General features: G+C 36.4%; 14 protein-coding genes. 10 read left to right on the forward strand and 4 right to left on the reverse strand.

Features of this window, described 5'->3' with window-relative positions; all coding sequences use genetic code 11:
- Nucleotides 1–659, forward strand: a 659-nt coding sequence (locus ACTCAF_RS08005; protein ID WP_463062766.1) for an EAL domain-containing protein, incomplete at its 5' end; no start/stop codon positions are given.
- On the opposite strand, the gene ACTCAF_RS08010 is transcribed toward ACTCAF_RS08005, so the two are convergent.
- Both ACTCAF_RS08010 and ACTCAF_RS08015 read right to left on the reverse strand, forming a co-directional pair.
- Complete coding sequence (locus tag ACTCAF_RS08010; protein ID WP_463062767.1) at nucleotides 640–2,151, reverse strand: 4Fe-4S dicluster domain-containing protein; 1,512 nt, start codon at nucleotides 2,149–2,151, stop codon at nucleotides 640–642. The genes ACTCAF_RS08005 and ACTCAF_RS08010 overlap by 20 nt on opposite strands.
- A complete protein-coding gene (locus ACTCAF_RS08015) occupies nucleotides 2,138–3,025 on the reverse strand; it encodes a DUF362 domain-containing protein (RefSeq protein WP_463062768.1) in 888 nt (295 codons plus the stop codon). Before ACTCAF_RS08015 ends, ACTCAF_RS08010 begins: the two co-directional genes overlap by 14 nt.
- A 132-nt stretch (nucleotides 3,026–3,157) precedes the next feature.
- On the opposite strand from ACTCAF_RS08015, the gene ACTCAF_RS08020 reads away from it, so the two are divergent.
- Complete coding sequence (locus tag ACTCAF_RS08020; RefSeq protein WP_463062769.1) at nucleotides 3,158–3,739, forward strand: class I SAM-dependent methyltransferase; 582 nt, start codon at nucleotides 3,158–3,160, stop codon at nucleotides 3,737–3,739.
- A gap of 13 nt (nucleotides 3,740–3,752) precedes the next feature.
- Here the strand turns inward: ACTCAF_RS08020 and secA are convergent, their stop codons facing one another.
- Together secA and ACTCAF_RS08030 are read right to left on the reverse strand one after the other, a co-directional pair.
- Nucleotides 3,753–6,335 carry a preprotein translocase subunit SecA gene (gene secA / locus ACTCAF_RS08025; protein WP_463062770.1) on the reverse strand — a complete coding sequence of 861 codons (2,583 nt, stop codon included), beginning with the start codon at nucleotides 6,333–6,335 and terminating at the stop codon, nucleotides 3,753–3,755.
- Nucleotides 6,332–7,243, reverse strand: a complete 912-nt coding sequence (locus ACTCAF_RS08030) for a phosphate-starvation-inducible PsiE family protein (RefSeq protein ID WP_463062771.1) — start codon at nucleotides 7,241–7,243, stop codon at nucleotides 6,332–6,334. Before ACTCAF_RS08030 ends, secA begins: the two co-directional genes overlap by 4 nt.
- A 118-nt stretch (nucleotides 7,244–7,361) precedes the next feature.
- Here ACTCAF_RS08030 and hisB point away from each other — a divergent pair, with 118 nt between their 5' ends.
- The 8 genes from hisB to ACTCAF_RS08070 are packed head-to-tail and all read left to right on the forward strand — an operon-like array spanning nucleotide 7,362 to nucleotide 13,606.
- On the forward strand, nucleotides 7,362–7,940 hold the full coding sequence (hisB, locus tag ACTCAF_RS08035; RefSeq protein WP_463062772.1) for an imidazoleglycerol-phosphate dehydratase HisB: 579 nt from the start codon (nucleotides 7,362–7,364) through the stop codon (nucleotides 7,938–7,940).
- Between the two features lie 2 nt (nucleotides 7,941–7,942).
- Nucleotides 7,943–8,551 carry an imidazole glycerol phosphate synthase subunit HisH gene (gene hisH, locus ACTCAF_RS08040; protein ID WP_463062773.1) on the forward strand — a complete coding sequence of 203 codons (609 nt, stop codon included), beginning with the start codon at nucleotides 7,943–7,945 and terminating at the stop codon, nucleotides 8,549–8,551.
- Nucleotides 8,551–9,270, forward strand: a complete 720-nt coding sequence (gene hisA / locus ACTCAF_RS08045; protein WP_463062774.1) for a 1-(5-phosphoribosyl)-5-[(5-phosphoribosylamino)methylideneamino]imidazole-4-carboxamide isomerase — start codon at nucleotides 8,551–8,553, stop codon at nucleotides 9,268–9,270. Before hisH ends, hisA begins: the two co-directional genes overlap by 1 nt.
- A complete protein-coding gene (locus ACTCAF_RS08050) occupies nucleotides 9,263–9,709 on the forward strand; it encodes a phosphatidylglycerophosphatase A family protein (protein WP_463062775.1) in 447 nt (148 codons plus the stop codon). The genes hisA and ACTCAF_RS08050 overlap by 8 nt, the downstream gene beginning before the upstream one ends.
- Nucleotides 9,706–10,920: a CinA family nicotinamide mononucleotide deamidase-related protein gene (locus tag ACTCAF_RS08055; protein WP_463062776.1), complete on the forward strand. Its 1,215-nt coding sequence runs from the start codon at nucleotides 9,706–9,708 to the stop codon at nucleotides 10,918–10,920. The genes ACTCAF_RS08050 and ACTCAF_RS08055 overlap by 4 nt, the downstream gene beginning before the upstream one ends.
- Nucleotides 10,917–11,450 carry an RNA 2',3'-cyclic phosphodiesterase gene (thpR, locus tag ACTCAF_RS08060; RefSeq protein WP_463062777.1) on the forward strand — a complete coding sequence of 178 codons (534 nt, stop codon included), beginning with the start codon at nucleotides 10,917–10,919 and terminating at the stop codon, nucleotides 11,448–11,450. The genes ACTCAF_RS08055 and thpR overlap by 4 nt, the downstream gene beginning before the upstream one ends.
- 4 nt (nucleotides 11,451–11,454) lie before the next feature.
- Complete coding sequence (gene recA, locus ACTCAF_RS08065; protein ID WP_463062778.1) at nucleotides 11,455–12,456, forward strand: recombinase RecA; 1,002 nt, start codon at nucleotides 11,455–11,457, stop codon at nucleotides 12,454–12,456.
- A gap of 31 nt (nucleotides 12,457–12,487) precedes the next feature.
- Nucleotides 12,488–13,606: a type IV pilus twitching motility protein PilT gene (locus tag ACTCAF_RS08070; RefSeq protein ID WP_463062779.1), complete on the forward strand. Its 1,119-nt coding sequence runs from the start codon at nucleotides 12,488–12,490 to the stop codon at nucleotides 13,604–13,606.
- The last annotated feature ends 1 nt before the right edge of the window (nucleotide 13,607 follow it).

Consider the following 13,607-nt stretch of genomic DNA (forward strand, 5'->3'; position numbering starts at 1 on the left):
CAGATAAAGAAATCAATATGTACGAAGTTCTTTGTAGGATTGATCTGGGCGACAAAATTGTTTCGGCATATGAGTTTATTGAGATTGCAGAAAGGGTGGGAAGCATTTTGAAAATTGATTATTTAATGCTTGAAAATACATTCAAGATGTTAGAAAATGAAGATATCACACTATTTATAAACCTTTCACCAAAATCCCTTGTAATAAGTGAATATATAGATAACCTGATTAGTTTAACCAGGAAATATAATATAAACCCGGAAAATATTGTGCTTGAGCTGACGGAAAGAGAGACTGTGAAAAACTTAAAAATTCTTGAAAAATTTGTCTTAAACCTTAAGGCGGAAGGGTTTAAGTTTGCAATTGATGATTTTGGCTCTGGTTTTTCTTCTTATGATTATATAAAAAGATTCCCTGTCGATTTTGTTAAAATTGAAGGAGACTTCATAAAGAATATGCTTTTCAACACCAAAGACCTTGCTATCGTAAGATCGCTGTTGATATTGACTGAGGAGTTTGGAATAAAAACTATAGCTGAGTTTATTGAAACAGAAGAGATTGCAGAAAAGGTAGCAGAACTGAAGATAGACTATATGCAAGGGTATTTTATAGGCAAGCCATTACCAGTAATAGAAAAGATTAATAGATGTAATTGGTAAGAATACCGCCATTTTTAATGGAAGTAATGTAAATCGCAGGTTTGTCCGTAACAGGGCATTTAAATTGACATATTCCGCATCCGATGCAGCTTTCAGGATCAATTACAGGTTTTTTTAGTTTGATTTTTTCTCCATTTTTATCAAATGAATCTTCAATGTCAAAATGGATAGCTTTTTTGGTGGTCGGGCAATGTTCTTCGCATACGGCGCAATTGATTTTGTAAGCATAAGGAAGGCATCTGTCTTTATCAATAAATGCCGTACCTATAACAAATTTTTGTTTTTCCGAAACGGAAAGTTTTTTAATAGCTCCTGTTGGGCAAGCTTTTCCGCAAAGGTTGCAGTTATAAAGACAGTAGCCGAAGTCCGGCTTACCTATCGGGCTAAATAAATCCAGTATTCCGCCCTCTACAATAGATGGTGCAAGAAAGTTTTCAGGACAAACCTTCATACAGGCTCCACATCTTATGCAGGTCTTCAAAAATTCATCTTCCGGTAAAGCTCCAGGAGGTCTAATGAGGTACTCATTCTTTGCCGGATTCTTCTTGGATACAGCAAATATTGCAATTGCTGCAGTACTTAGGCCCAGAGATTTGATAACTTTTCTTCTACCAAAATCAAGATTAGATGGTTTTAAATCTTTTGAATATAAAACAGCTTCATTTTTGCAGCTATTTAGACAGTTAAATAGCAACATACATTCACTACTTTTAAAATTCTCAGATGAAGGGTTTGCACCTGCCAAACAGCTATTATCACATAAATAGCAATTTGTACATTTTGTTGTTTTGATTTTGAAAAAGCTATATTTGGCCATGACTCCGTAAAAAGCTCCGAGGGGGCATATGTATCTGCACCAAAATCTACTTTTTACAAAATTCAAAAGGATTAATAATGTAAAAATCGTTCCAAAAAACCATGCCCCTTCATAGTACATGGTCTCTCTGCCAAGTACATTGTAAAATAGGATGTCCTGTAGTGCATAGGGGAGGCTGTTAAAATTATAAATGACTTCCAATATTGGGAGAATAAAAATATTTAAGATTTTAAATAACAAAGCCAAAGGGTCCAGATACCCGGAAACATTTATTTCAAATAAAGACAAATATACTATGGTAAATAGAATATAGTACTTTATGGTTATTTTTTTGTCATATTCCGGTGTTCTAATATTGAATGATGTGATTTTTTTGGCAATAAAGCTGAAAAAGTGAAGGATTGTTCCCATTGGGCATACAAAACCACAAAATACTCTTCCAAATATCAGAGTCATCACAACAAAAAAGGCAGAAATTATAAAAATCCATTTTAGAGTGCCTGTAGCAAAAAATGCAGTAACTGCCAAAAGTGGATCGCTTGCAAAAATATAGACTACCCCCTCTTTAAGTTCAAACTCACTATTAAAAGCGGTATTGTTTATGAGCGTGTTGATAAAAAAATAAAAGAAAAGTAGTAAAAAGAAAATTTGACTGAACAGTCTAAATTTTTTCATAATAAATTTTTATGGCACTTTTTGAAATGTTCCCAAATTTTTTTCTTTGTGCAATTTGAAGATACTCTATTGATTCCGGGGAAAAACCGATATATCCTGCAGCGACAGAGTCCCCTGCTGCTTGGTCTTCTGTTGCAATAATTCTGTTTAAGACTTTTACATCATTTAGATTTCCACCGGTGGGACCATTTCTTAAAAGTACTCTCGAGCAGTCGATAATATTCAAATCAGGCCTGAAAAAAGCTGCAAGTTCATAGATAGCAACATGAAGATTCTGATGCATAAACCCTCTGAAACCGCCCACTGCACCAAGCCAGTTTTTCATTGAAGATGTTAGCACTGAAGAGCCATGTTGCTTTGCAACAGGGATATTTATCACTTTGTCAACATTTTTAAAAACTTCCAAAACATCCCACTCTTTGATAAATTGTCCTCCTATCTTCATTTCTTTATAATCCCTTTTTTGAGGGATAAAAACTTTTGCACCGGTTTTTTCGGCATGTTTTGGAATCTCTGAAAGTAGAAATACAGAACGGGGATTATTGCAGGGGTTATCGGTAATATACACCTCTTTTGCTCCTGCCTTAAAACATAAGTTTGCAACTTCAGCTACTACAATGGGGTTTGTATTGGCTGCATACTCAGGTGCTCTTGCCCAGGCCATATTTGGCTTTAAAGCTACTACATCATTTTTTTTGACATACCTGGCAATCCCCCCGGCCATATCAACAGCATGCCTTACTGCTTTTTTTATATCTTCTGATTCTGCAATAAAAACATTGGAATATTCGTCCGGATAAACCTTTTTTGCAAATCCAGTTAAATAAGCCGCAGCAAGTGATGATATTTTGAGAAAGTTTCGCCTGGTAAACATAAAAGCTCCGGATTTAAAATTTATAATAAAACTAAAGCCTTTTTTAAAAAAATCAAGTTGCCAATTTTATATTTTCAGCTTAAAAGTTTTGTAATATTTTGCTATTAAAAAATTTAAATTTTAGGGTGCAGAATGTCAAAAAAATTTAATCCCAAGAAACTGCAAAAGTTAAACAATCCTGAAAGACTAAAAGATATTCCACCTTATGTAATTAGAGATATTGTTGGCTTGGGCAGTGTGGATGTAATTGTGGATATTGGAGCCGGCACCGGTTTTTTTAGCGTAGCTTTATTGAAGGAGTTTTCCTGCCAGAGAATTTATGCATGCGATTTGTCAGATGATATGATAAATTGGATGAGGGAAAATTTGTCTGAAAAGTATCCAGAGATAATCCCGTTAAAATCAGATGAAACAAAAGTACCTTTGGACAGTGAAATCGCGGATGTTGTTGTTATGATAAATCTGCATCACGAACTTGAAAATCCGGATTCAATTTTAAAAGAGTCTTTCAGGCTGCTCAAATCAGGTGGTAAGATTCTCATAGTTGATTGGAAAAAAGAGGAAATGGACGAAGGGCCGCCATATGAAGTCAGATGCGAGGTTGATGATGTGGCAAAACAGCTTACCTTGGCAGGCTTTGAAAATGTTGAAATTTATAACACGTTAAGAAAACATTTTATTGTGGCAGGTATAAAAGCACCGGCTATTTGCTAACCGGTGCAAATTGCTAATTTTCATTAACTCCACAGCATTTTTTATATTTTTTCCCACTACCGCATGGGCATGGGTCGTTGCGTCCAACTTTTGGCGTATCCCTTCTTACTGGAGATTTTCTGTCACTTTCCTCATTTGAATTTCCAAAAATATCTCTCCTTTCTTCTTTAAGCTCAGTTTCTTTTTTCTTTAATTCAAGTTCTTCCTGGTCTTCTATCTTTATCTGGACATGGAAGAGAAATCTTACCGTCTCAAGATTTATTTTGTTAAGCATATTGACAAAAAGTGTATAGGATTCTTTTTTGTATTCTATTAACGGATCTTTTTGACCGTAACCCCTTAGCCCTACGCTGTCCCTCAAATGGTCCATATTTAAAAGGTGTTCTTTCCATTTACTGTCGAGAATGTTCATCATCAAAAATCTTGAAAATCCTGTGAAGTGCCCTCCAAGTTCTTCTTTTTTGTTTTGAAACTTTTCAAAAACTTTTTCCTTTAAACTGCTGCTGTATGTTTCAGAATTCTTTTTGCTTATACCATCAAATGAAAATTCTATCCCGAAAATTTCTTCAACATGTTTTTTAAGAGAGTCTTCATCGATTATGTTGGGGGCTATAACATAATCTTCAAAAAGTCCGTCAATTACATTTTCAATATTTTCTTTCAGAATATTTTCTATATCCTCTCCGTGGAGAATATCTTTTCTCAATGAATAAATAACATTACGCTGTTGATTCATTACGTTGTCATATTCAAGAAGATGTTTACGGATTTCAAAGTGCATGGCTTCCACTTTTTTCTGGGCATTTTCGATTGACTTTGTAATAAGTGAATGTTCTATCGGTTCCCCTTCCTGCATACCAAGTTTGTCCATTATATATGCGATTTTTTCTGAGCCGAAAATCCTTAAAAGGTCATCTTCAAGGGAAAGATAAAATCTTGATGAACCAGGATCCCCCTGACGCCCTGTTCTACCTCTTAACTGGTTGTCAATCCTTCTTGATTCATGTCTTTCGGTACCTATAATGTGAAGGCCGCCCAAATCAAGGATTTCCTGCTTGACCTTGATGTCTGTACCACGGCCAGCCATGTTTGTGGCAATCGTTACAGCACCTTTTTCGCCGGCCTTAGCAACAATTAACGCTTCCTTTTCATGGTGCTTGGCGTTCAATACTTCATGGGGAATCCCCTTTTTTGTAAGTAACCTGCTCAAAAGTTCCGATTTTTCTATGGAAACTGTTCCAACAAGCACAGGCCTGCCGATTTTATGATTTTCGACTATATCTTTGATGATAGCATCATATTTTTCTTTTGCTGTTTTATATATCTGGTCAGGATAATCTTTTCTGATCATAGGTTTGTTGGTTGGGATAACAATGACGTCAAGTCCATAGATTTCTCTAAATTCCTGTGCTTCAGTTGCAGCGGTACCGGTCATTCCTGCAAGTTTGTCATACATTCTGAAATAATTTTGAAATGTGATAGATGCAAGGGTCTGGTTTTCATTTTCTATCTTGACCTGTTCTTTTGCCTCAAGGGCCTGATGAAGACCATCAGAGTATCTACGGCCCGGCATAAGCCTTCCGGTGAATTCATCTACAATCACTATCTGACCATTTTGAACAACGTAGTCCACATCCCTTTTGAAGATGGCGTGAGCTTTAAGGGCATTGTTGACATAGTGAAGCAGGTCTACATTTCTTACATCAAAAAGATTATCAACGTTGAGTGCTTTTTCTACCTTGTTTATCCCCTCATCAGTAAGTTTTGCATTTTTTTCTTTTTCATCAAGAGTATAGTCTATATCTTTTTTAAGATTTCTTACTACATTGTCGACTATGTAATATTTGTCAGTGGACTGGTCAGTGGGGCCACTTATTATTAGAGGCGTCCTTGCTTCATCTATAAGAATGCTGTCTACTTCATCAACTATTGCATAATTTAATTCTCTTTGAACAAAATCGCCAAAATCATATTTCATGTTGTCGCGAAGATAATCAAAACCAAACTCATTGTTTGTACCGTATGTTATATCGGCATCATAAGCCTCTTTTCTTGAGCATTCAACTATTGTTGTCTTGAATTTTGATTCATCTTCCCATACCACTTTAAAGGATTTTTCATGCTGAATAATGCCAACTGAAAGTCCCAGGAAAAGATAAATAGGCCCCATCCAGGTTGCGTCCCTTCTTGCAAGATAATCATTTACCGTGACAAGGTGAGCCCCTTTGCCGCTTAATGCGTTGAGATAGAGTGCAAGAGTTGCTACAAGTGTTTTACCTTCACCAGTTTTCATTTCGGCAATTTTACCCTTATGAAGGACGTAACCACCGATAAGCTGTACGTCGAAATGCCTCATCGAAAGAGTCCGTTTTGACGTTTCCCTTACAGTTGCAAAAGCTTCAACAAGAATATCATCAAGTGACATCCCTTCACTCAGCATTTGCTTGAATTTATTGCTTTGTGCTTTTAACTCCTCATCTGACATCTTTTCGAGTGTTTGCTCAAGTTTATTAATTTCCTGCACAACACTCATGCATTTTTTCAAGTATCTGTCGTTGTATGTGCCAAACAACTTTTTTGCCAAACCAACAATCATTTATATCTCCTTTTTGTTTCATTTTTTTCTATCAGTGCCGTGATAAAATATACGATTCCAAGTACCAAAATTGCGGCAATTGCCGTATACATCTGCATCCCTGTCTCTTTATGTTGCAATTTTATTATTAGAACTTCTCTCACAAAAGCAATAAGTGCAACCCCCAAGAATATGCTTATCTTTAACTTGCCACCTTTTATAGATTGTATTTCCGTATGTAAAAGTTCAATCAAAACCCATAAAATTAATAATGAGCCGAGTGCATATATAATAATATCCTGGGGCTGGTTTAGATAATGGTGGTATGTTTCAAGTCCCAGAAATACGATTGCGCCAAATGTAAGGCCGATAAGTATTATAACCAGCAGAAAATGACCAAAGAGCATAAACCTTTCGGAAAAAGAGATTAGTTTGTTTTTAAAACTGAATGCTCTGGTATATTTGTTTACTTCGATGTTTGTGTAGGCAGTATTTATAAGGCTCATCTGGACATCTAAAATTTTATGAAAAGATAACAAAATATTTTTTCTTACTATGTCGTATTCAATCTGCTGAAATATTTTTTCATGAATCCATGTTCTAATAAATGAGAAAATCGATATAAAAGTTTGATTATCTATGGTTATTTCATTGAATGTAGCCACCATTCTTGCCGTATAATTGATGAAGTCGTTGTTTATTTCTGCCTTGAAAAACTTTGTGTACCATAATTCCAGCATCTGCACATATTTCGTAATATTGTAGTCAGAAGGCAATTCAACTAAGTCAAGCTTCCCCTGTATAAACAATTGAATGTCACTGACAAACTCATCTTTGTAGGAGAGCATTTTATCGCTGATTTTTAAAATATTTTCAAGATCAGCATCCAGAATGTTGTAAGTGTTTCTTATATCTTTAATGTAGCTCATTTTTGTTTCCTCTGCCTTAACCTTCTTATTTTGGTTGAAAAAAATTTACTTTTAAAACATTATAAGATAATATTATAAAAAAGTATTGTCAATTTTTATATGCTTGAAGGGGGCTAGCTTGAGAAAAAGCAGTTTAAAAAGAGCAACAGCCGAAACGGAAGTTTTTGTGGAAGTAAATCTTGACGGGACAGGAGAGCACAAGATTGACACTGGAATAGGTTTTTTTGATCATATGCTTGAGCTTTTTTCAAAGCATTCAAACATAGATTTAACTGTTAAGGTAAAAGGGGATACACATATAGATTACCACCATACTGTTGAAGATACCGCTATAGTGCTTGGCCAGTGCATACTGGGGGCACTTGGGGACAAGAAAGGGATAAACAGATATGGCTTTTTCCTTTTGCCAATGGATGAAACCCTGATAGAGTGTGCAATGGATCTTTCAGGCAGGACTTATTTTAATTATGATGTTGCTTACTTTACTGATAAGGCTGGTGAATTTGATGTGGAGCTGGTTGAGGAGTTTTTCAGGGCTTTTTCAGATAACTTGAAGGCTAACATCCATATTGTTAAAAGGTTTGGAAAAAATACACACCACATTGCCGAAGCGGTTTTTAAGGCTGTAGCAAGAAGTTTGAGGATGGCAGTAAGTGTTGTTGGTGAGGGTATTCCGAGTACCAAAGGGGTGATTTAGATATGATAGTAATAATAGATTATGGCATGGGTAATCTGCAGAGTGTCAATAATGCCCTTATAAGCCTCAATCTAAAATCTGTTATTTCCGCAAATCCCGAAGATTTAAAAAAAGCTGACAAGGTTATTCTGCCTGGAGTAGGAGCTTTTAAGGACTGTTATGATGGACTTGAAAGGGCCAAGTTTATAGGTCCTATTTATGATTTTATTGACACCGGTAAACCTTTTTTGGGGATATGTGTAGGTATGCAGCTGCTTTTTGAAAGAAGTTTTGAGTTTGGCGAGCACAAGGGGCTTGGGATACTTGAAGGTGATGTGGTTAAATTTCCTGATGAGTTGGTAAAAAATGGTTTAAAAATACCTCATATGGGCTGGAATAATGTAAAAAAATCAAAAGCCGGGACTTTTTTCGATTTTGTTCAAGATAACAGTTTTTTATACTTTGTTCATTCCTACTATGCACCTGTGCTCGATTCGACTGCCCTTGTATGTGAATACGGTTTGAATTTTAGTGCGGCTGTTCAAAAAGAAAATGTTCTTGGGGTACAGTTTCATCCTGAAAAAAGTCAGGATCTGGGACTTGAAATACTTAAAAGATTTGGAGAATTATGATGCTTGTTATACCAGCAATAGACATATATGATGGTAAGGCTGTAAGGCTTGAAAAAGGTGATATGGATAAAAGAAAAGAATATTTTGAAAACCCTGTTGATGCGGCAAAATTTTTTCAGGATTTAAACATCAGGAGAATTCACATTGTGGATTTAAATGGTGCTAAAGAAGGTAAAACAACAAATTTTAAGGTGATCGAAAGTATCGTTAAAAACACTTCCCTGGTGGTTGAAGTAGGGGGAGGGATAAGGGACATAAAACGAGCTGAAGATTATTTTAATCTTGGGGTTAAATTTGTTATTCTCGGCACTGCAACAGTAAAAAATCCGGAGTTTGTGAAAACGCTCCTTAAAAAATATCCCGGACAGATTATCCTTGGGGTTGATGCAAGAGATGGTTTTGTCGCAACAGAAGGCTGGTATGAAAAAAGCAACCTGTCTGCCCATGAAGTACTTGAAATATATTCAGACTATGAGCCGGAGAGTGTTATCTATACCGATATAGGAAGGGATGGGATGCTGACAGGTGTGAATGTGGAAGCGACAGTAAATCTTGCAGAGAAAACCAAATTTAATGTAATTGCTTCAGGAGGGCTAAAAGGGATTGAAGATGTGGAGGCTCTCAGAAAAACAGAAAAAGTGTACGGATGTATTGTTGGTAAAGCATTTTATGAAGGGAGAATAGACCTTAAAAAAGCCCTGGAGATTGCAAATGCATAATTTTCTAATTTTGGTTGCAACAGGATTTTATAGCGGCTATTCGAAATTAATTCCCGGTACCATAGGAACACTTGTCGCTATTCCGTTAATAGCTATGAGTTTTTGGCTTTCACTTTTCGGTAAGTTTTTTGTATTTCTTGTTCTCTTTGTCATAGGGATAATTTCTGCTGAATACTATGAAAGTTTTTATGAAAAAAAAGATCCGGGTGAGGTTGTTATAGATGAAATAGCAGCTTATTATTTTATCCTGATGTTCGTAGAATTTACATTCATGAATGTATTGTTGAGCTTTTTGTTGTTTAGACTTTTTGATATTACAAAAGTATACCCCGCCAACCAGGCAGAGGCAGTTGGAGGCGGTGTCGGGATAATGCTTGATGATATGGTAGCTGCAATTTATGCCATTATTGTGTTTTTTGTTATAAAAGGATTTGTATGATAAATTGTTCTATTTTTGCAATTGGCAATGAGCTTCTTGAAGGAAGTATAATTGATACAAATTCTGCCTACCTTGCCAGGTTTCTTTCTAATCTCGGGATAAACATCAAGAGAGTCAATCTCTTAAAAGATAACCTGAATGAAATCGTAGATGCTTTGAGATTGGCAGAAAATGACTCGGAGATTATTGTTACAACCGGAGGGCTTGGTCCTACTTTTGATGATTTGACTTCTTGTGCCTGTGCAGAAGCTTTTTATTACGACTTTGAAGTGAATGAAATTGCACTTAATCACATAACTTCTATGTTATCAAGCAGGGGGGTAACGATTAAAGAAAGCCACAAAAGGCAGGCTATGCTACCAAAAGGTTGTTTGTTGTTTGACAATAAAGTTGGAACTGCCTTAGGTTTTGCTGTAAAGACGAAAAAAGGGTTTTGTTTCTCTCTTCCTGGTATCCCATATGAAATGAAGCATGTTTTTGAAAGCTCTATGCTGGATTTTATCAAAAATAACTTCAAATTAGAAGAGGTGTACCGACTGGATTTAAAGTTTAAGGGGCTTCCCGAGTCTGACGTGGACGATGTTATAAGAAATATTGATATGCCTGATGATGTTGAGTGCATTATAAATGTTTCAAAAGGTGAGATTATTGTAAGACTGAGAAGTTTTAACTTGCAGCACCTGGACAAAGTAAAACAGATATTAATATCAAAACTAAATGATAATTTTTTCGGAACTGGGGATGAAAGTTTACAGAGTGTTCTTTTGAGGAAATTGATTGAAAATGGACTGACGATAGCTACTGCTGAGAGTTGTACAGGAGGGCTTATTGCTAAGAAAATTACCGATGTCCCTGGAAGTTCAAGTGCTTTTTTGGGGTCTATTGTTGCTTACAGCAATGATGTGAAAAGTAAAATATTGCATGTGCCTGAAGATGTGCTCTTAAATTATGGTGCCGTCAGCAAAGAGTGCGCAGCAAATATGGTTGATGGCCTAAAAAAAATATTTAATTGTGATCTGGCCATATCTGTGACCGGGATTGCCGGCCCTGATGGTGGAAGTGAGGAAAAGCCAGTAGGATTGGTATATATAGGTGTACTTTTTAAAGATGCTGTTGAAGTTAAGAGATATGAGTTTAGAGGTGACAGGGAAGCTATCAGGGAAAGGGCAGCCAATGCAGCTCTTTCAATTGCTATCGATATTATAAAATGAGAGCTTTTATTGCAATAAAACCCCCTGTTGATATTTGCAAACATTATTTTGGACATATAAATGAATATGCTGGGTCTTTCTCCGGTAAAATAGTCAGGTATGACCAGATGCATATAACTTTGTTTTTCTTTGAAGATATAACAGACAGGCAAAAAGATATGGTTGCAGACGCTTTGAAAGACTTTTCAGGGTATGGTAGTTTTGAGATAAAGCTTGAAAAATATAGTCTTTTTTACAGAAACAAAATGCCATCAGTCTGCTTTGTAAAATGTGTGTCCGAAGAGTTATTTATACTTAGAAAAAAACTTGAGAAACAACTTGATTTTGTAGAGTTTGACAGGAAGCCTTTTAAAGCACACCTTACTCTGGCAAGGATAAAAAAAGTTTCAGATGATGACAATTTTAATAGATTTTTATCGGAATCAGCGGTAAAATATTTTAGTGTGTATGAGATTTTATTTATAAAAAGCACGCTTAAGAGTAATGGCCCGGTTTATGAGACTATATTTAAGATAAATTTGAAGAGGTGAAATAATGGACAGTAACAAACTTAAAGCTATTGAGCTTGCGATGAGCAAAATTGAAAAAGATTTTGGTAAAGGGGCTGTTATGCGCCTTGGAGATAAAGCTATCGAAAGACCTCCTGTAATACCTACAGGAGCGTTGTCCCTTGATATAGCCCTTGGCGTGGGCGGTATTCCAAGAGGAAGAATAACTGAAATTTATGGAAGTGAAAGCAGCGGAAAGACTACTGTTGCTCTACATGTTATCGCTGAAGCACAAAAAAGAGGGGGAGTGGCAGCATTTATTGATGCTGAGCATGCCCTTGACCCTATTTACGCAAATGCTATTGGAGTGGATACGGACAACCTTCTTGTCAGCCAACCTGACAGTGGTGAAGCCGCCCTTGAAATAACAGAGACACTTGTTAGAAGTGGTGCAATAGACGTTATCGTGGTGGACTCTGTTGCAGCTCTTACTCCAAGAGCTGAGATAGATGGAGAAATGGGTGATGCCCATATGGGCCTTCAGGCAAGACTTATGAGTCAGGCTTTGAGAAAACTTACAGCTATTGTAAATAAATCAAAGACTGCACTTATTTTTATAAATCAGACAAGACAAAAAATAGGTGTTATGTTTGGAAATCCTGAAACAACTACAGGTGGCAATGCACTGAAATTTTATGCTTCATTAAGGATAGAAATAAGAAGAACTACTTCATTGAAGGATAAAGATGAAACTGTGGGCAATCATGTAGTTGCAAAAGTTGTTAAAAATAAGGTGGCTCCTCCTTTCAGACAGGCAGAATTTGATATAATGTTTGGTACCGGAATCTCCAAGGAAGGTATTTTGATTGATATGGCAACGGATGCTGATATAATAAATAAGTCCGGTGCGTGGTTTAGCTATAAGGATCAAAAGCTTGGGCAGGGGAAGGAAAACGTGAGGACATTTTTGAAAGATAACCCTGAAGTCGCACTTGAGATTGAAAATGCTCTTAAAGCCAAATACGGACTTGTTCAGCCTGAGGAATAGGGAATTTTGAATAAATAATGAGGGTATATTTATGGTAGAAATCAATGAAATTCTTTCGTTGGCGTTAAAAAGAAGGGCATCTGACGTCCACCTGAAAGTTGGCAGGCATCCTATTTTCAGGATTGATGGCAAACTTCTTAATATACCCGAATTTCCTAAACTTACCGGTGAAGATACATTAAAGATAGCAGCCACAATAATGAACAACCATGTTAAGGCAAAATTTAAAGAAACTTTTGAGGCGGATTTCTCATATAGTATCCCTAATCTTGGAAGATTCAGGGTCAATGCTTATATTCAAAGAGGGACGGTTGTTATCGTTTTCAGGTCTATCCCGAAAGATATTCCAAACATAGATGGTCTTAACCTGCCGGAGGTAATAAAAAAGATTTCTCTTGAAAACAGAGGCTTGATACTTGTTACGGGAACTACAGGTAGCGGTAAGTCAACTACGCTTGCATCGATGATTGATCACATAAACAACAGTAAAGACGTAAATATTATCACTATTGAAGATCCTATAGAATTTTTGCACAGAGACAACAAATCTATAATTTCGCAGAGGGAAATAGGCTCGGATACGCTTAGTTTTGCTGAAGCATTAAAAAGGTGCTTGAGGCAGGACCCGGATGTAATTCTTGTAGGTGAGATGAGGGATCTTGAAACTATTGAAACCGCTATGCTGGCAGCAGAAACCGGTCACCTTGTAATGTCAACTTTGCATACCTTAAATGCTCCGGAAACTATAAACAGAATTATTTCCGTGTTTCCACCATACCATCAAAGGCAGGTGAGAATACAGCTTGCTTCGATTTTGAGAGCTGTAATTTCAATGAGACTTGTTAGTAGAAAAGATGGAAAGGGAAGGGTGCCGGCGGTGGAAATTATGATTAATACACCCACTGTCAGAGAGTGTATAATTGACAAAGAAAAGACTTCAATGATTCATGACTATGTTGAGGCTGGTAAAAGTGTTTATGGTAGCCAGAGTTTTGACCAGTCTTTGTTTGATCTATATAAGAAAGACTTAATTACTTTTGAAGAAGCATTGAAATGGGCTAATAAGCCTGATGACTTTACTTTAAGGGTAAAAGGGATAAGCAGCACATCCAATATTTCCTGGAATGAAGACCAGACAGAAAATCTATAGT

This window comes from Deferrivibrio sp. (genome assembly GCF_055117995.1).

What these genes read in the sequence shown, in the direction of transcription:
- ACTCAF_RS08010 (WP_463062767.1), bottom strand. Translation starts at nt 2,151, where the DNA reads ATGAAAAAATTTAGACTGTTCAGTCAAATTTTCTTTTTACTACTTTTC.
- ACTCAF_RS08015 (WP_463062768.1), bottom strand. Translation starts at nt 3,025, where the DNA reads ATGTTTACCAGGCGAAACTTTCTCAAAATATCATCACTTGCTGCGGCT.
- ACTCAF_RS08020 (WP_463062769.1), top strand. Translation starts at nt 3,158, where the DNA reads ATGTCAAAAAAATTTAATCCCAAGAAACTGCAAAAGTTAAACAATCCT.
- secA (WP_463062770.1), bottom strand. Translation starts at nt 6,335, where the DNA reads ATGATTGTTGGTTTGGCAAAAAAGTTGTTTGGCACATACAACGACAGA.
- ACTCAF_RS08030 (WP_463062771.1), bottom strand. Translation starts at nt 7,243, where the DNA reads ATGAGCTACATTAAAGATATAAGAAACACTTACAACATTCTGGATGCT.
- hisH (WP_463062773.1), top strand. Translation starts at nt 7,943, where the DNA reads ATGATAGTAATAATAGATTATGGCATGGGTAATCTGCAGAGTGTCAAT.
- hisA (WP_463062774.1), top strand. Translation starts at nt 8,551, where the DNA reads ATGCTTGTTATACCAGCAATAGACATATATGATGGTAAGGCTGTAAGG.
- ACTCAF_RS08050 (WP_463062775.1), top strand. Translation starts at nt 9,263, where the DNA reads ATGCATAATTTTCTAATTTTGGTTGCAACAGGATTTTATAGCGGCTAT.
- ACTCAF_RS08055 (WP_463062776.1), top strand. Translation starts at nt 9,706, where the DNA reads ATGATAAATTGTTCTATTTTTGCAATTGGCAATGAGCTTCTTGAAGGA.
- thpR (WP_463062777.1), top strand. Translation starts at nt 10,917, where the DNA reads ATGAGAGCTTTTATTGCAATAAAACCCCCTGTTGATATTTGCAAACAT.
- recA (WP_463062778.1), top strand. Translation starts at nt 11,455, where the DNA reads ATGGACAGTAACAAACTTAAAGCTATTGAGCTTGCGATGAGCAAAATT.
- ACTCAF_RS08070 (WP_463062779.1), top strand. Translation starts at nt 12,488, where the DNA reads ATGGTAGAAATCAATGAAATTCTTTCGTTGGCGTTAAAAAGAAGGGCA.